Source organism: Brevundimonas sp. CURTG3B2_SDJG (assembly GCF_057364705.1).
On sequence record NZ_JBNFOJ010000002.1, the window covers coordinates 1 to 17089 of the forward strand.

Genomic DNA, 17089 nt, shown 5'->3' on the forward strand with positions numbered 1-17089 from the left:
CCGGGGCGGGCCGGCGCTCCAGCCGTCGCCACCCAACGCCGGCCCCCCTGCCCCCGGCCGCAGCCCGACTGGTTTCCACATGGCGAGCAGAGATCCTCGAGGATGCCTGTTCCGGCCCCGGGTTCCAGGCCGCCGGCGCGCCCTCGATCGATCACACAGCCGACTTCAACGGCGACGGCCGACCGGACTATGTGATCGGCGTCGGCGACCTGACCTGTCGGTTGGACGGCGAACCCATGGCCGCGTTGTTCAGCCCCTCCGTTCCTGGCGGCCTGATACTATCGTCGGGGGACGGCTATCGGCTCGAGCCTTTCCAGTCGTCGGAAGTCCGCAAGCCCGAAATGCGCGAACTCGACGGACGCCCCGTCCTGATCCTGTTCGACGGCGGCCCCGGGGCGGTCGCGCTTCCATTCTACAGCCACGCCTGGGGCTGGACCGGAAACACGCTGGACGATCTAGCCTTCTATGACGAAGGCGGGCAGAGGGTGAATCCCGACGGCTCGCCCTGGCGCGGAGCGGCGCGGGCCGCGCCTCCCACGGGTGCGCGCTCGCGCTTCCTGCCGCTGCAGATCGGCTACTATGCGCCGGACGGCGACTGCGCGGCCGACCCCTTCCACCTTCAGTACCTGGCCGAAGACGGGATCCGGTTCTCGGATCTGATCACAGCGGGTTGCCGTTTCGTCCGCACCCGCTCGTTGGGCGGCGATCGCTACGAGACCACCAAGTCCTGCCCGTCCGAGGAAGGCGGAGAGGCGCTCGTGGTCGATGTCTGGCGGGTCGGCCCCGACGGCTACGCCTACGATGCGCCCGGCGTGCCAAGCCTCCGCTACTGCCCAATCGAGCGCGTTCCCGCCCGCTCGCGTTTCGTCCGATGACCCCGGAACGCCTGCGCCGACTACGTCGGTGGATACTTGACGCCGGCCAGGCCGACGAGACGTCCTCGACATCGTCCGGACGGAGAGAGGGAACCGATCGACGCGGCCAAGGCCGCCCCGCCGACGCCGGAACTCGATCCCGCCCGACGCGAGGGCGACACCGTCGGCGTCCTCGCCGGCGACGCGCTCCGGTTCGCCGCGGACTTCCTCGACTCGATCGAGAGCGACGAGGCGGACGCGCGCAAGGCGCTGATCGACGAAGCCGGGGTGTGCCGCAGGATGGCCGAAGCGGTCGCGCGCGCGCCTTTGCGAAACTCGTCCCAGGTTCTGACGCCGACGGACCTGGACGGGCGCTTCTTCACCCTTACCGAGCGCATGTGGTCCAACACCGTGGTCGCCAGCTACCTCCTGGGCCACGCGGCCGACCTGATGAAGGCGCTTCCCGCGACTGACGGCGCGCTGAAGAACAGCTTGCTTCTGGACGCCCAGCGGCTGCAGCGCGTGCGGACGTTGCTCGACCTCGCCCCCAACGCCCAACTGGGCCCGCGCCTGACCGAGCTCATGCCCCTGCTCCGGGAGCTCGAGCGGCCGGTCGAAGGAGAGACGCCCTTTCCGCCGTTGCTGATCGACGGCGTGACCGCGGACCCGATATTCCACGCGGCCGCCCAGGACGCCTACCGCATCGTGGTCGGGCGCGAGCTGGACGACCTGCCCGCCATGGCCGGCGCGGTGTGGTCCGGCAAGCTGGCGCTTGCGTGGTTGCAGGCGGGCGAGAGGGGGTGGCGGCTGACCGCGGTCGAGGCCGCGCGGCTGTCGGAGGCCGTGCGCTCCCCGCGCGAGCCATGGTGTCGAGCGCCAGCCGTCCCCGGCGATTGGACCGATCTGGACCCCGAGGCGGCCGGCGAGGTTCTGCGCCTGATCAGCGCTCACCACAGGGTCGGTTTCGGCGCGCGCGCCCTTCCCGCTGGCCGGCTTCTGCGATCGGGTCCGGACCCTGGCGCTGCGCTGCCACGGCGGCGTGATGCTGATCGAGACCCAGGGCCGGGTCAGCGGCGGCGCGACCGGGATCGCCGCCTTCGTGCTGACCGAGGACAAGGTCCTGGCCGTCGACGGCGCCTCGGCCTGGATTCACGAGTTGAACGACGCCGTCGGCCCGCATCTTCAAGACGAAGGGGCGCGGCTGGACTACGTCCGGCTCTTCATGAACTGTGTTCGCCATGAGGGGGAACGGTTCCAACCGACGGAATCTTTCGAGGATCTGGCGGACCGGGCGACGGATGTCGACCTCCTGCGCGATCTCTGTACGGGCCATGCCCGCGCCATCGAGCCGGCCGGCTTCGACGCCGAGGGCCGCTGGCTGTTCCTGTTGGTGGTCTGTCACCGGCAGGGCTTCTTCGCGACAGGCCTAGCCCTGGCTCCGGACGGCGTCGTGGAGATGATCGACGACACCTTGCTGGCCGAAGGCGTCCCCGTGCGATCCGAACGCATGGATGGCCTTTTCGTCATTCTGGAGCCGAAGGATGCGATCTCATGAGCTTGATCCCGATCGATAGCGAGCTGGCCTTGCCCGACAGCATCGACGAACCCGGCCTGATCGTCGGCTGGTCACTGGAGCGCCAGCGCCGGGGCCGGCCGATTGGCTTCAAATTCGGAGCCGCGGCCGCCGCCGATCCGGCAGCGACCGTGATCGCCCCCATCCTGATGGAACGCGAGGGGCATCTGATGACCATCGCGCCGACAGGCGCCGGCAAGGGCACCGGCTGCATCGTGCCGGCGCTGCTGCGCTTCGATGGGCCCGTCATCGTCGTCGACCCCAAGGGCGAGAACGCTCTAATGACCGAGCGACGCCGGCGCGAATTGGGACACGAGGTCGCCGTCCTCGATCCCATGGGGGTGACCGGCCTGCCGGCCGCCTCGCTCAATCCGCTCGACATCCTGGACCCGGAAAGCCCGACGTTCGTCGACGACGCGATGGCCATGGTCTCGGCCCTGGCCAATCCCGATGTCGAGACCGACGCCAGCGACGGCGGCTACTGGCGCGAGCGCGGGGCGACCTTCGTGCTGGGTGTGGTGCTGCATGTCATCAGCGACCTGCCGCCCGCCAGCCGTTGCCTGGAGACGGTGCGCGCCCTGGTCAATCAGGCCGTGGGAGAAATCGGCCTCTACAGCGCCGCAACCGAGCGCCAGGACGCGCCCAGCAGTCTGGGCGGCACCGTGCTGGCGGCGCTGGAGGCCTCGCGCAACGCCGAGGCGCGCAACATCGGGCGAATGCTGCGGATCGGCGCGGTCTCGACCCTGGGCGGCATTCTCTCCTTCTCTCAGAATCTCGTCGATATCGCGCGTTCGGGGATGATCGCCCCCTCCCTGAGAACCACCAGCTTCGACCTGGGCGCGGTGCAGCGCGGCGATCCCCTCTCGATCTATCTGGTGCTGCCGCCACACATGCTCGAGAGCCACGGCCGGTTGCTGCGGCTGTGGGTGCACACCCTGATGACGCTGATCTCGGGACGCAGCGGCCGGCCGCCGAAGTCGACGCTGTTCATCCTCGATGAGGCCGCTCAGCTCGGGGCGTTCGACGATCTGCGGCGCGCCATCACCCTGATGCGCGGCTACGGCCTGCAGACCTGGAGCTTCTGGCAGGATCCCAGCCAACTCCGGAACCTCTATCCGCGGGACTGGCAGACCATGGTCAACAACTGCCGGGCCGTTCAGTGCTTCGGCGCCAACACCATGCTGGCCGCCGAGGCCATGGCGCGGCTGGTCGGCTTCGGTTCGCCTGAGCAACTGCTGGACCTCGACGACGACGAGATCCTGCTGCAGCTGTCCGGCGATATGCCGGTAATCGCCCGGCTGCCCAACTATCGGGTCGACCCGGTGTTCGCCGGGCTCTACGACGCCAACCCCTTCCACGATCCGTCCCGTCCGGTGCAGAGATCAAAGCCGGTCCTGCGCGTGTTCGAGCGTTCGCAGCCGGTCCTCGACACGCCGGCGGAGGTCCTGGCGAAACTCCGGGCCAGGTCGACGTCCGCATGATCGTCCGGGGCCCCTGCTCTCAGGGCTGTCCGCCCAAGTCTCGCAGAGTCCGCTCGACGGCCGCCGCCGACTTGTCGACATAGGGCGCCTGGGTCTCTAGCGGACCGATGCAGAGCCGGCGCAACTCGGCCAACAGCGCGGTCGCCATGGTCAACCGATCCCGATCGCGATCCTGCGCGCCCAGATAGGCCGCCAAGTCCGCGAAGGCGTGCGCCGCCTTGAACCAGAGGCCCAGGTGGCGCTCCCGATCGAGACGAGTCACGGCGAACTCCAACGCCGGAAACGCCTCGCGGGCATGCCGGTCCGCCCCGGGACCGGAGCCTTCCAACATGGCCTGATCCATATGGGACAGGCCCAGCGCCCGCATGGCGAGCAGCCGCCCCTCCTCGTTTCCCAGTTCGGCATAACCATCGACCGCCGCCTTGGCGTCGCGGATCGCCAGGTCCAACACGTTGCGCCGCTGGTCCGCGGGCCAGAGCGGCGCGAGGTCCCTCCGAACGTTCGCCCCGGTAAGCGCCGCGGACGCCCTCGCCGTCGGATCCGCCGTCTCGCGCAGGCTGTCGGCGAGCTGAGCCGCCTCCTCCAGCCGGATCCGCGCGAGGTCAGGTCGGGCGCCGTCCGCGAAATTGAGAAGGGCGATCGCCATGTTGGCTCGCGCCTCGATCGAAAGAGGGTCTTCGCCCAGGTCCGGGTCGTTCACCAGCTGTCGATAGGTCTCTATCGCGCGTTCCGCGAGAGCCTCCCGCTTCGGCCCGAACGGCGTGATCGAAGCCTCCAGCACGAAGCGGTTCGCCTGAATTTCCCGCACGACCGCCCGAACCCGCGGCGCCTTGCTGCTCTCGGGGCCGAGCGCCTCGCACCACCTGTCGATCTGCCCGATCGCATCCTGCCGCGAGGAAGCGACCGCGCGGGCGCGAGCGCTCCAGGCCTGGGCGAGACGCAGGGCGGCGTCGAATCGAACGGCTTCGGCCTGCGCCTGGGCGTGAAGCGCCTCGAGATCGCGGATCGTCCGATCCAGACGTTCGAGGGCGTCGTCCGAAGGCTCGCGGCCGAACTGCAGGATGGTCGCCGCGGCTTGATCCAGTTGCGCCAGAGGCGTGCCTGGCGTCGCGGCGGACGCAGCGGGCGGCGCCATGCCGCGCGACAGCATCCAGGTTCCGATCCGCGCGACCAGTCTGCGGCTTTCATCGACCACCTCGGCCTTCCCCTCCGCCCCCATGCGGTCGATGAATCCGTGGATGTCCGCGATCAGCAGCGGCGGATGCTCGGGTGGGATCGCTTCGACCTGATGCAGCGCTTCGACCTGGACCGCCCAGTAGCCGAGCTCCGCGCGATCCGCGAGCCGGGGCGCCTCTAGAATGGACAAGCTCTGGGCGGCCAGCTTGAAGCCTTCTCCCGCTTCGATCAGGCGTCGCCGGCCCTGCTCGCCCCCCAGGAGCATGCCCAGCAGATAGGCGGCGTGAGCACGGGCGGCCACCGACCTGGCCCACTGCATGGGCGCTTCCCGCTGCAGTTCGGGGGTGATCAGGACGTCATAGGCCAGGATCGCGGCGTTCAGCCCCGAAACCCCGATGACAGAGCCCTCTTCATAGAGGTTCAGCAACATGTCAGCGGCGCCGCGCCGCTTGAAGACTTCGTGACGTATGCCTCCATCCGCCGGAAGCGCGATCCCCTCGAGCAAAGCCAGGGCGACGACATTGCCGCGACGCGCCAGATCGGCCACCCCTTGCAGAGCGCCTCGGCCTTCTCCTCGGTGTCCGCCGCGCGCAGGGCCTCTTCGTATCGCCGCAGATCCTGGCCGGTCGCGATCCGGCGCGCGACGCCGAAGGCCTGAAGCAGGCCGCCGATGACCAGGAGGTCTAGCCCCATGCGCAGAGCGAAGGCCGCGACCCCGCCTCCCGCCGGCAGGACGGCCTGGACGCCGGACGGGTTGTCATAGCCCATCACCTCGATGTTGCCGACGATGGGCAGGGCCTCCACCGCCTCGGAGGCGACGTAGGCGACATACTCCAGGACGCCGAGTCCCGCGCTGGCGTTGAAAAAGTGCAGGCCGGTCAGCCGCCAGACCAGAAGGCTGCCCAGCATGAAGACCGCCGATAGAGCGACAAGGAGTTCGTTGTTGTAATCCTCGTTCCCGGGCGCCGACGTCGGGTCAGGCCGGCGGCTCGGTCTTCCTCGTCCCAGGCCCAACGCCGGAACACGGCGAGAACGGCCACCAGACCCAGAACCAGCGCCAGAGCGCCCAACAGCGGGGGAAGCAGCGCTCCGATCACGCCCGCCCCCAGGAGGACGGCCAAGAGGCGCCCCCAGCGACGCGCGCGCCCCTCCTCGTCCAGCCCGACCCAGCGGGCGACGCCCAGCGCCAGCGCGCGATCCAGCCAGAGGAACCAAGGTCTGGACCAGGCCAGACCACGCTCGAACGCCGGATGAAGTCCCCGCATCAAGATCGCGGCCACGACCAGGAACAGCAAGGCGCCGGTCAGGGCGACGCCGAACTGGAGCAGGGAAACGCGGAACTCGAGCATCGAATCCTCCGCAAGGAACGGCCAAGGTAGAACCTACAGACGCCCGTCGTCACGCGTCCCGCGCGATGCCGAGCACCTCGGCCATGTCCCGGATCAGCGCGCTTGCGGTCTGTTGGGTGAGGCCGCCGGCCAGGACGACCGGACGACTGTCCGAGCGCAGCCGCAAGCTCGCCTGGTAGCTGACGGCGATCTGCGCGTTCTTGAGACCGACAACAGCGGCCCCCGTCAACCCCGACGTTCCCGCGTCCGGATGGGTCACGACGAACTCCATGATGTCGGCGGCGGCGTAGAGGCGGCCGTCGGCGACGACGCCCGAGGCGTTGACCAGGATGTCCCTGGGCTTGCGGCCTTCGTTTTCTCGCCTCCATCGCGCCCTGAGTTTTCGACTTTGCACGATCCAGGCGATCCCCAACCCGATGAAGGCGATCCCGACGACGAACAGCAGCAGCAGGACGCCGACGCATATCGACCCCACGCCCAGCATCATGATCTGCCCGGCCGCCCTGTCTCCCGGATAGGGAGCCGGCGTCACGTTGAACAGGACGTCGCCGTCCTGATCTCGTCGATTGTAATGTGATCCCACGATGTCTCCCCGCGTTCCCGTCCTAGGCTTGCGAGCTCTGCCGCGCGCCGCCGTCGCTTCCCAAAGGGCGAAAGCGCCTATCGTCCCGAAAGGTCGCCCCAGTCCTCGCGCTCGCTGTGGGGAATCTGCGCGGTGGGGCAATGGGTATGGCGCTCGCCGTGCTCGTCGGTGAATGTCGTGCGGCTGGCGACCGTGATGACCATGTCCGCCCCCCGGAAGCGGTAGCGATCACCGCCGAGCGCCTCGACGCCCTGAATGCGTCGGCCGCCATCGAAAGACGCCACCCGCGCCTCGTCCAGATACATCAGCACGCCGGTCGGATCGGCGGCGGCTTCGGCGCAAGTGACGCCGATGGCGTAATAGCCCTTCTCGATCGGCGGAAAGGCCACGGCGCCCCGAGCTGGCGCGCCCCCGCCCCCGGCGGCGCGTCCTTCCGGCGTCAGGGTGCACACCCGGCCCTCGTCGGACGTGCCGCCGTCGATGTAAGCCCGACCGTTCCAGCGCTGGAAAGCCACGCAGCCGGTTTCTTCTCCGCTGGCGATCTCGATATCGGGCCACGCGATGCCGGGGCGGGCGTGGAAACCGTAGTTGGCGAAACGCGCCTGGAACCCGATCAGCGACGCCCATCCTCCGCTCGTGCGATGCAGGACCGTGACGAAATGCTGGTTCATGCCCCAGCACTGGTCGCCGTCAGCCTTCACAACGGCCTCCGGCTGGCCGTCGCCGTTCAGATCCCGGACTTCCTCGATCTCGGCCCACACGTCCTCGCAGAGATTTTCGGCGTCGTCGGGATCGCGCCAGGTCCAGCGGTTGTCGGCTTGTGGATCGGAGAACCCCGCCGCGCGCATGACGGAGGCCTGATCCCGCGCGGGCAAGCCCCGCCCGATCTGCGGATTCGCCTCGAGCCGCGTAGCCGCCGCCCCGCTCGCCGCCGTCTCTTCAGGGGATGGCGTAGCCCTGTCGCTGTCGTTCGCGGCCGATGGCGAGTTGCAGGCGGCAAGTGAAAGGAGCGTCGCCACGAGCGCGCAGGCGCTCCGAGACATCATCGAAACGGGTCGATCCAAGCCGACGGCGCCGGCTTTCGCAGGTCTTGAGGCTCTTAAGGAATCGAATGGGTCAGTTGAGTTTGTCATGCCGGCGTCTCCCGCTTCAAAGCGGAGACAGGCATAGGCGCGCGCGCCGCGAAGTCTTGACGCCGTCCTCAAGATTTTCTGAAGCGTTGAACGTAGCGCGCCGAGGCGCCCGCCCCGGGGCGCGCCGAACCGCGTCACCCTCGATCGCCGCCCGGCGCGCAGAATGGCGTGCACAGCAGACTGGAAGACCCGCTCCCATCTCAAGGCGACGATGACCGGCGCCGCCCGGCGCCACGTGCTGACCCGGAGTCGAACGAGGTCACAGGCCCGCAGCTTGGAGTCCAAGGCGCAGTTGAACATCGCGAGATCTCGAATTCGCCTCGCCACCTTCAGTTGCTGTCAGATGGCCAGATGTGCTTCGGCTTGAGCGGCGCCTTGGGACCGATCAAACGGCCCGCGTTCCACGGGCGCTTGGATTGAAGGAACAGGTCAGACTGGCGCATGGCCAACCTCGATTGAGGCCGCCGCCCTGTCTGTTGCCATTCTACGCCCGCAGCAGCTCTTCTGCGCCAGCAGGGGACATTGGATCTGCTCCCCAAACTGGACATGGCGCGCGGAAGGATTCCGACGCGCGGCTGACGTTGGTTGGCCCGAGCGGCGGCAGAGCCTCTAGCGCTTGGCTTTCGGACGGAGACCGGATGCGCGACTGCTCGCCCGATCAGGCGTCCTGTTAGTCGATCGGCAGCGCGCCAGCGCGCCCTTCCGCCAAGTTCTTCAGACGCTCAAGGTAGACGTCGAGCGGCTCCATGGGCTTGGAGGCGTCCTCGAGGAAGGTGATCGAGTGAAGGATGGAGGTCTCGTAGTAGGACTGGCAAAGCGTCTCGCCATCGGATTCGAACCAGTGAGTGGCCTCGGGGACTATGGCGAACGGAAGGGGATGGCGCGCGAACGGGTTATGGAAGACCTCCAGCTCCGCCGACAGAGGTTCCGCCTGTTGTGGCCAAAGACGGCGATACTCTTCGCTGGCGACATCCATCCGGAAGGGCACGCCCTCATAGGCTTTCGGACGTCGGTCGAAGAACTCTCCGAAGCGAACGACCCGCTGCCCGGCGGTCGGAGCACCGCGTGTGATCATGTAGCGGTTGAGTTTGGCGATCGAACAAGCGTTGGTGAAGATCACGGCCGAGAGCTCGGACGCCCGGTCATCAGTGAAGAGTCCTGCCGGAAAGGCCGCCGCGCCTTTGAGCGCCTGAGCGGTTAACACCTCCGGCGTCGCCTCTCCACCCATGCGGTTGAGCCTTGCGCCTTCGCCATACAGGTAGCCCAATAGGCTCGACCGGCTCCACACCATCGACGCACCGGCCTGGAAGTCGGCGACGGCCAAAGCGAAGGGCTTGCCGGCTACGTGAGCGAGGTCGGCATAGCGGCGTTGCAGCTTGTTTCCGATCGTCTTGGCGAAGCGCTCGGCCGCCGCGCCGAAAAAGAGATCTTCCTTGTCGTCCGGCGCCAGCATCGGCTTAGCATTGACGTGGTTGTACGGGACAGCGGGGTTCGCCGTGACCGCCTCCACCCAAGCCTCGTCGCCCGCGCGGTTGTTGAGATGGAAGTCTGGAGACTCGACCGGCTGGGTGACCAGAATCCCCTGCTCTCGGAACGATCCGAGGAGCTGGGCCTCCCAGAGGCGTGTGTGAAAGTTGCGGGTCTGGCAGTCGCTCACCCAGTTCGCGTCAGGTTTGGGCAACGAGACGTAGAGTTGGTTTAACAGCCACGCCGCTCCGGTGTGGGTGGGCCTTAGGATGGATTGAAACGAAGGGCTCAGCTCCTTCCCCTCGGTTCGCCGCAAACTGTCGCGGCGGCGCTCGCCCGGCGGCAAGGGCTCGGGCGGATCACCATCTCTCAGGCGGTCGGTCACCGCGGACTTGGCCGCATCGAACGAGGCGAAGCCGTGATCGTCCGAGACGACGGTCCAGACATCATCGACTCTACGTCGTACGACTAAAACGCCGAACGAACCGTCCGCGCTATCCTTCCGTACACAACCCCACGCTCGTTCGGTCTCGCCGAGCCAGGCGAAGACCGGCGGGCGGGAGCCGAAGCCATGGCCCCGCGGCAACGCAAGCGCGAAGGGGTCGAACATGCTGGGACGGAGTTCTTTCATCCGCCTTTGTTAGCAGGAACGTGGCCACCCGGACGCGACGTAATAAAGCCTGGGCAGGGATGTTGCCAAAGCGCTCCGACATCGGCCGCTTGAAGTTTTCCGGATTACAACTCTACGATGGAGACGCGCGCGGGGTCGAACAGTCAACTTGAGCAAAAGCGGCAACAACACGGCTGGTCCTCAGAGCGCAGGATATATCCTGCAGCTCGATCGCGCCCTTCATCATCTCGCGATAGCGGCCGGCGCCAACGACGTGGTGGCAGTCGAGCATTTCGACGACGTCGCCGTTCTGCGTGACGGAAAGCTCATCGTTGTGGAGCAGGACAAGAACACGTCCAATCCCTCCGCCAAGGTTCTCAGCAATCGAAGCCACGCCCTTTGGCGTACCCTGCAGATCTGGCTTCAGTTGCGCGAGACACCGGAGGGCCAAGGCTGCGGACGCCATCTCCTGTTCGTCAATCAGTGGGTCGCGACGCCGCTGGCCAGCCTACTGCGAGATCGGGCGAAGAATTCAATCTCGACGGTGGAGATCCTGGCCGCATTGCGCGACGCGGGGGCCAAGCGCGGGAAGGCTAAGATCGATCTGATTATCGTGGACGTATTGGCTCGCGATGACACCGCGCTGACGTCGTTGATCGAGGCGATCGAGATTGTGGAGGCCGACGCCCCGGCGACGGCGCGGGCGATCATTTCGAACGGCTTGGCACTTCACCCGCAAGCTGACGCAGACGCCATCATCGACGGGCTTCTAGGATGGCTTACGACGAAGGTGCGAACGGATTGGTCCGAGGGCCGCGCCGCGCTCATCACGCGCGAACAAATCCTTGTCCAATGCCACGCGCTTCAAGATCTCCAGAAGAAGAGCCGATTTCTGCCTCGTCCCTCCGACGACGTCGCCGTTTCGGCCGATGATCGCGAACGGGCTCTGGCGCGAAACTTTGTGGGGCACCTCGGTCGCATCGCTGCCGAGCAGGAGGATGTCGTCCAGGCCGTCGACCACTTCCTGAAGTTCAGCATCGAGAAACATCGTCTCGTGAAGGGCGGTGATGTGCCCTTGGCCGAATGGACCAATCGATCCAACCGGTTGCAGGAGCGGTGGCGGAACATCATGCGTCGTCGATTGCGCGAGATGACCTCGGAAAGCCCCTCGACCATCGGTCTCGCAGTGCTTGCCGACACGACCTACGAACACAAGGAAAACCTCGACGGGCATCCGTGCGACGAGCTCTATATGACGTCCGGAAATTACCATCGGCTTGCCGAGAGCGACGAGGTCTGGTGGCACCCGACCTTCCAGCAGGGAGGCGATGATGAGAGTTGATCACGAGGAAGTCCTAGCCCGGAATCCGATCCTTCTGGCCCGCTGCTTCTGGCATCTCGCGCAGCATTACGGTGCCGCAGCCGACGGCCGGGCGCCACCTCTGCCGCTCTTCGTGATCGCCGCCGCGATGCTATTTCATGCGGAGAGCGTCGAGAAGATTCGGCGCATGCAGTTCGATAGTGGCCTGCTCAAGGTCGTGACGGAGAGACCCGATCTTTTGGCCGGGCTGCAGCGTCGACTGGAGGCGTCGTTCGAGCCGTCTATCATCGCGCTTCAGGTCGCCGTGAGCGCGGATCTGCTCAAACGCGAAGGCGGCGATGGCTTTCCCACTTTCCGGGCCGAAGGCAGCAACCTGCCGATTCCGCTTCGGGACCAGCCCCATCAAGGTGCCATGACCGCGGCCGCCAAGCGGCTGGGGACCTGGTTCGCAGGCGAGCCGGTCGCCGTGATCCAACGCCAGCTGGCCCTAGAGTTCTAAGCCGATGAAACTGTTCATCCATTCCGTGATCGTATGGCCCGAGGACGTCGAGCTGGAGCCTCGCGTCGTCCCGTTCGATGTCGACAAGGTGTCGATCATCACCGGGTGGAGCAGCACCGGGAAGTCTTCGATCCTCGACATCATCAACTACGTCCTGGGCGCCAGGACCTGTTCGATCCCGGTGGGCTATATCCGCGATCTCGCCTCTTGGTACGGTTTGGAAATCGAGACCTCGGTCGGCCGGATGCGGATCGCCCGGCCGAAGCCGGAAGCCCGGCAGGTCTCCGAGGACATCTGGCTTCAGCAGGGCGAGGACACCGCAGGTCCCCTGCCCCGTCGTCCCAAGGCGAACCACAACGTCGCGCGGCTAAAGGCGATGTTCGACGACATGTCTGGCCTATCCAATCTCGCGCTTCTGCCAGAAGGCGAGATCAGCCGGGCGAGCTTCAGGGATATGGCGTCTTTCAACCTCCTGCCCCAACATATCGTCGCCAATCCCTACAGTCTCTTCTTCAAGGCCGACTCCTCGTCTCACCGTACGAAGCTGCAGTACGTCCTGCCGCTGGCCATGGGGATCGTCACGAACGAGGACCTGGTGCGATCGCATCGTCTTCGGTTACTCCGCGACGAACTCAGAAAGGCGGAAATCGAGCTTAAGACACGAAGGGACGCGATCGACAGGTGGAAGGCCAATGCACAAGGCGCCTTTTACCGGGCTCAGGAACTGAGCCTGCTGCCAGCCGGAGAACCCCCGGAAAACTCCCACGCCCTGATCGGTCTACTGCGACAGGTCGTCGATGCCGGGGGGGTCGCCATCGCCACCGAGGGCCGCACAACGGCCGCGGTCGATCGCCTGCAAACCATTCGGCAGCAGGAGGCGGTGCTAGACGCCTCTATCGCTGATCGCAAACGTCGGTTGCGGCGACTGCGCAGCCTCGCGCGGTCCGTCCGAGATTATGACGCCATCCTGCTGGAACAGAATGAGAGCGTTCAGGGCGCAGGCTGGTTTTCTGTCCAGACCCACGCGGACGAGTGCGTCCTCTGCGGATCATCAACCGAAGTGGCGCGGATGGCCCTGGCGGAGTTGGAAGAGCCGATCGCCGAACTGACGACGCTCGCGGCCAGCGCGGCTTCGACGAGGCCGATGGTCGACCGGGAGATGGTTGCGACCCAGGAAGATCTCATTCGCGACGAACGCGATCTCCTTGCGCTTCAGCAAACCCGGAAGACCTTTGAGGCCGAGGTGGATGCTGAACAAGGACGAAGCCGAAGCCTGGAGAGCGTCTATCGTTTCATCGGCGCGACCGAGCAGGGTCTTCAGATGCTGGGCGAGGTCGAGGGCGACGGCGATCTCGCCCGCCGCGTCGAGCAACTAAAAAAGGACATCGCCGAACTGGGCACCGTCGCGAACGAGGGTGAACGCCAAGCTCGGTCCAAACAGGTCCACGGCAGCATCAGCAGCTACATCCCGAAGTTCATCAGAGCGATGGGGGTCGGCGGCGCGGAAGGTCTGCCTATCCTCGACGAAAAGGAGTTGAACCTGAAGTTCGAGCGGGAAGGCGGAAGCCGGCCCGACATGTTGTGGGAGATCGGGAGCGGCGAGAATTGGATGGCGTACCATCTCGCGGCCGCTCTCGCCCTCCACGGCGTGTTCCTGAACCGAGGCGACAGCAACCCGGTCCCTACCTTCCTGATTATCGATCAGCCGAGCCAGGTGTATTTCCCGAGCGACGACAGCTTCGACGCAACAGTGCAGGAGAAGATGTCCGAGACTCCGATAACACGACGGCGGCGCCGGCATTTGGACGATCTGGAAAGCACCAGACGGATCTTCAGCAGCCTCGCCCGAGCCCATCAGAGCTTCGGCGGCCGCCTCCAGATCGTAGTGCTGGATCACGCCGACAGTCACGCTTGGGGTGGCCTGGATGGTGTCGAAGGCAAAGCAAACTGGCGGAATGATGCGGACTTTCTGATTCCGAACCATTGGCTGCCGCCGATCTCCGAGGACGACGGAGAGGCCTTCGATGCAGAGCCGATCTGACCAGATCCCGCCAAGCTATCGCCTCCGACGCTCTGCCCGAAAACGGACCTAATCAACGTCCGCAACGAGTCAGGACCGGTCGCGCGCCGACCGTGGCGCGGAAGTCGGCTCCTGACTCGATAGGGACGTTGCGAGAGTCCACATTGGGGTAGGACTAGCTAAGGCTAGGAAACCCGACCGTCCACGAAGGGACAGGCGCTAAGGCACCTTAGAGGAGCCGATGTAGGGCCGGCGTCAAGTGCAGGCCTGGGACTCATTGAGGACGGACGGAAATCAGTACGGCGGTCTTCTCCAAGAAAGCTCTATTGGGCGAGGAGCTGGAGGGGCGGAATGGCCACGGTGGCGATGCGTTGTCCAGACATCCTGAGATGCTCCAAGACGGATCGGTCAGCACACGTCAAGCGCGTCTCGGCCTGCAGTTGCGAACCTTCCACTCCCAACCCAGCCCTTACCAACTTGCACGGGCTGGGCGACTCGAAGCACGGGAACGACATAAGCCTAAAGATTATACGGTTTTGTGAACGTGATAGCGGCCGCCCGCAGCTCCTTGACAGCTTCACTATTGCTCCGTCAGATCAATCTGCAGTGGCATCTTCGCCCTGCGGGAGGGAGTTCATATGAGAGCGCTTACGGTCGCCGAAACGCAAATTGTCGCTGGGGGCAATGGGGCCACGGATCTTGGTACTATCATTGTCACCGGTTCGGCCGGGGGAACGATGTTCAGCTTCTACATGGCTGCGACCGACGCCGAGCAAGGCGATGGCCCTCTGCCTTCCAATGATGCGGAGGTAGGTGAAGGCGGGGATGACCCGTTCGGTTTCGTTGCCGACCTGATCAACCAGGCCCGAGCGGCCCTCGATAGTCTCTTGGAGGGCAATGGGGACACGGCAGCAGAACTCGCTGCCCGTGATGACGATAGCAACTTCGATCGAAATGATCCGGATATTCGGGTGTGGTCGAACTCCAATGGAGAATCCGGCTATATGGATATGAGCGATACGAGCATCTGGCTGGATCGCAATAATAACGGCCAACCTGAAACCCATCTGAGGTGGATTGGTGGCGAACTGTGGCAAGACACCGACTTCAACGGCACCTGGGATCGCCGAGTTAGCTAAATAAAAGTTAGGCCAGCAGATACATTCTGCTGGCCGCTTCCAGTTAAACAATAATAATGCTCGATTACGACAGTCTCCCCGAGCTTCGCATCACCCCGAACGTCCAAATGGAGGCGCTGTGCAATTCTGCTCGCGCCTCCATATCACCTTCGGGGGCCTACTTGGTGGTGTGGACCGCTCCCCAGGATCGCCCGCTCAGCAGGGCGCCAGGCGAAGGAGGCAGGATCGAAGCGGTCGTGACAGATCTCCCGTGCCTGACCGCCGGTCGCGAGCAATGCACTACCACTCGCCTTTTGCTGCCCACCACGTTCCGATCGGTGACGTGGACGGTCGATGATGACCTTCTCCTCACCCCCGCCGAAGGCGCCCTGAAACGATGGCGGGTTGCGCGCCAATTGCGGAGACTATAGCCGCCACGCCGGATCTGAGAGACGGATCGAGATTCTGGGTGAACGGAGTCCCTGACTCAGCGTCACTGAATGCTCTCAAGGGCTTGGAGAGCCTGAACGCGAGCTATCGGATTGGTCCTGTTAGCTTCTGGAAGGGGCAGTGGTACGGAGCGTCTCTCCGCCGCGCTGACCATAAGCTGATGCTGACGAGCGGGCCGGATGGAAATACTCCGGGTCCCGAGATCAACCTGAGTGCGCACTATGTAGCTGAACGGGCGGTTTGGGCGCACGATGCTTCGGACCAAGGCTATCTTGTCGGTGGCGGAGCCTTTCATAGACTGGATGGCGGCACGCTCACGCCGGTGTTTAGCGATCTGGTGAACCCTGAGCCGATTTTTGACACCGCCACGGGGGCAGTCGCGGGGGCCTTCGACGACTCTCGGATAAGGTCCTTCGATCGGATTGTGATCCCGGCTCCGACGGGAGCATCGTACTATTCAAGCGTCACGATCAATAGTCGGTCTGGCCGGTTCGCCTATATAGCAAGGAAAGTAGACGGGGATCACGATATCATCTTAGGCGCTGATGGCGTCATCGAGAATACGATTCACTGTGACAGTGAAGCTGTCGAAAATGTCTTCCCGGAACTGCGTCCTCCATCTCATACGGTTTCCTTCGATGACTGGGGAACATCCGAGCGACGCATTCCCGTGAGGATGTCGAGGCTAAGCCGACCAGCTCTAGGCACTGTCATCGTTTGGAGGGGCGGCCCGGGCTCGACCTATGCGCATGGTCAATACCTTGCTCAGGAGATCGCCTGGCTGCGTCGAGGCTTTGACGTTGTGGCCGTCGAAGGCTCCGGCGCTCAGGGTCCTGAGTTTGGTCTCCGGCTGAGGGAGGAGGGCGTTCGGGGTCTTGTTGCTGATGCCCGTTCCGTCGCCACCGCAGTCCAGCGGCAATCGCCGAATGGTCGTATCCTGGTGGAGGGAACGAGCTTTGGGGCGATTGCGGCAGCGACCACGGCAGCTGAACTGTCCAGGCTACGCGGGAGCGAATCCGATGTCGCTCTGCGGCTCATCGTACCGTGGTTGTCCTACCGACCCGTCGAAGCGCGGGGCAATCCCTACGAACTTCAGCGCCTGAACCCGGATTTCGCCGCGCTTTCAGAGGCATCTCGTTTCGGTCCTATGAGGGCTCCTTCAGGGGGATTTGGCGACCAAATGGACGAATGGCGCAGTTCGTTCGAATGGAGCGGCCCCATATTCTCTGAATTCGGCGAATCCGATGGTTTGTCCCGGCCTGAAGATCTTTGGGACTCCGCAAAAACTTCTCAGAACACAGTCATAAATGTCTCAGCTGGCGGGCATCAACTTTCGGGCATAAGTTTGGAAGCGGAGCAGCGGCTGACGAAATGGTTGGCCGATATTTGGCCTTCACAGCCATGATCTGCCTCATCGCTTTTCGTACATTCCGGCCAAGAGCGCTCAACCAGCGC

General features: G+C 65.0%; 14 protein-coding genes and 1 pseudogene. 8 read left to right on the forward strand and 7 right to left on the reverse strand.

All coding sequences use genetic code 11. The features are described from left to right. From AC2W7C_RS00175 to AC2W7C_RS00185, 3 genes are all read left to right on the forward strand, one after another. The coding region (locus tag AC2W7C_RS00175) for a hypothetical protein (RefSeq protein WP_485999629.1) at positions 1-875 on the forward strand (875 nt) is incomplete at its 5' end. Positions 876-1896: 1021 nt separating this feature from the next. After that, positions 1897-2409 (forward strand): hypothetical protein, encoded by a 513-nt coding sequence (locus AC2W7C_RS00180; protein ID WP_485999630.1) that lies wholly within the window; start codon positions 1897-1899, stop codon positions 2407-2409. Then, a complete protein-coding gene (locus tag AC2W7C_RS00185; protein WP_485999631.1) occupies positions 2406-3908 on the forward strand; it encodes a type IV secretory system conjugative DNA transfer family protein in 1503 nt (500 codons plus the stop codon). Before AC2W7C_RS00180 ends, AC2W7C_RS00185 begins: the two co-directional genes overlap by 4 nt. 19 nt (positions 3909-3927) lie before the next feature. Here the strand turns inward: AC2W7C_RS00185 and AC2W7C_RS00190 are convergent, their stop codons facing one another. From AC2W7C_RS00190 to AC2W7C_RS00220, 7 genes and pseudogenes are all read right to left on the reverse strand, one after another. Then, positions 3928-5514 (reverse strand): hypothetical protein, encoded by a 1587-nt coding sequence (locus AC2W7C_RS00190; RefSeq protein WP_485999632.1) that lies wholly within the window; start codon positions 5512-5514, stop codon positions 3928-3930. After that, complete coding sequence (locus tag AC2W7C_RS00195; protein ID WP_485999633.1) at positions 5505-5993, reverse strand: hypothetical protein; 489 nt, start codon at positions 5991-5993, stop codon at positions 5505-5507. The genes AC2W7C_RS00190 and AC2W7C_RS00195 overlap by 10 nt, the downstream gene beginning before the upstream one ends. Further along, complete coding sequence (locus AC2W7C_RS00200; RefSeq protein ID WP_485999634.1) at positions 5963-6433, reverse strand: hypothetical protein; 471 nt, start codon at positions 6431-6433, stop codon at positions 5963-5965. Before AC2W7C_RS00200 ends, AC2W7C_RS00195 begins: the two co-directional genes overlap by 31 nt. A 49-nt stretch (positions 6434-6482) precedes the next feature. Then, on the reverse strand, positions 6483-7016 hold the full coding sequence (locus tag AC2W7C_RS00205; protein ID WP_485999635.1) for a hypothetical protein: 534 nt from the start codon (positions 7014-7016) through the stop codon (positions 6483-6485). Positions 7017-7093: 77 nt separating this feature from the next. Continuing rightward, on the reverse strand, positions 7094-7864 hold the full coding sequence (locus AC2W7C_RS00210) for a hypothetical protein (RefSeq protein ID WP_485999650.1): 771 nt from the start codon (positions 7862-7864) through the stop codon (positions 7094-7096). A gap of 522 nt (positions 7865-8386) precedes the next feature. After that, positions 8387-8461, reverse strand: a pseudogene (locus AC2W7C_RS00215) (integrase); the annotation flags it as partial. 358 nt (positions 8462-8819) lie between these two features. Beyond that, a complete protein-coding gene (locus AC2W7C_RS00220) occupies positions 8820-10226 on the reverse strand; it encodes a hypothetical protein (RefSeq protein WP_485999636.1) in 1407 nt (468 codons plus the stop codon). A gap of 169 nt (positions 10227-10395) precedes the next feature. On the opposite strand from AC2W7C_RS00220, the gene AC2W7C_RS00225 reads away from it, so the two are divergent. From AC2W7C_RS00225 to AC2W7C_RS00245, 5 genes are all read left to right on the forward strand, one after another. Then, the gene (locus tag AC2W7C_RS00225; protein ID WP_485999637.1) at positions 10396-11568 is read left to right on the forward strand and encodes an ABC-three component system protein; all 1173 of its coding nucleotides are present in this window, start codon (positions 10396-10398) and stop codon (positions 11566-11568) included. After that, positions 11555-12046 (forward strand): three component ABC system middle component, encoded by a 492-nt coding sequence (locus tag AC2W7C_RS00230; RefSeq protein WP_485999638.1) that lies wholly within the window; start codon positions 11555-11557, stop codon positions 12044-12046. The genes AC2W7C_RS00225 and AC2W7C_RS00230 overlap by 14 nt, the downstream gene beginning before the upstream one ends. 4 nt (positions 12047-12050) lie before the next feature. Beyond that, positions 12051-14087, forward strand: a complete 2037-nt coding sequence (locus AC2W7C_RS00235; RefSeq protein ID WP_485999639.1) for a DUF3732 domain-containing protein — start codon at positions 12051-12053, stop codon at positions 14085-14087. A gap of 617 nt (positions 14088-14704) precedes the next feature. Then, positions 14705-15205 (forward strand): hypothetical protein, encoded by a 501-nt coding sequence (locus AC2W7C_RS00240; RefSeq protein ID WP_485999640.1) that lies wholly within the window; start codon positions 14705-14707, stop codon positions 15203-15205. A gap of 493 nt (positions 15206-15698) precedes the next feature. Beyond that, a complete protein-coding gene (locus AC2W7C_RS00245; RefSeq protein ID WP_485999641.1) occupies positions 15699-17039 on the forward strand; it encodes a hypothetical protein in 1341 nt (446 codons plus the stop codon). Positions 17040-17089 lie beyond the last annotated feature (50 nt).

Coding starts and splice junctions, on each gene's coding strand:
- AC2W7C_RS00180 (WP_485999630.1), top strand. CDS start 1,897: ATGCTGATCGAGACCCAGGGCCGGGTCAGCGGCGGCGCGACCGGGATC.
- AC2W7C_RS00185 (WP_485999631.1), top strand. CDS start 2,406: ATGAGCTTGATCCCGATCGATAGCGAGCTGGCCTTGCCCGACAGCATC.
- AC2W7C_RS00190 (WP_485999632.1), bottom strand. CDS start 5,514: ATGTTGCTGAACCTCTATGAAGAGGGCTCTGTCATCGGGGTTTCGGGG.
- AC2W7C_RS00195 (WP_485999633.1), bottom strand. CDS start 5,993: ATGCTGGGCAGCCTTCTGGTCTGGCGGCTGACCGGCCTGCACTTTTTC.
- AC2W7C_RS00200 (WP_485999634.1), bottom strand. CDS start 6,433: ATGCTCGAGTTCCGCGTTTCCCTGCTCCAGTTCGGCGTCGCCCTGACC.
- AC2W7C_RS00210 (WP_485999650.1), bottom strand. CDS start 7,864: ATGCGCGCGGCGGGGTTCTCCGATCCACAAGCCGACAACCGCTGGACC.
- AC2W7C_RS00220 (WP_485999636.1), bottom strand. CDS start 10,226: ATGTTCGACCCCTTCGCGCTTGCGTTGCCGCGGGGCCATGGCTTCGGC.
- AC2W7C_RS00230 (WP_485999638.1), top strand. CDS start 11,555: ATGATGAGAGTTGATCACGAGGAAGTCCTAGCCCGGAATCCGATCCTT.
- AC2W7C_RS00235 (WP_485999639.1), top strand. CDS start 12,051: ATGAAACTGTTCATCCATTCCGTGATCGTATGGCCCGAGGACGTCGAG.
- AC2W7C_RS00240 (WP_485999640.1), top strand. CDS start 14,705: ATGAGAGCGCTTACGGTCGCCGAAACGCAAATTGTCGCTGGGGGCAAT.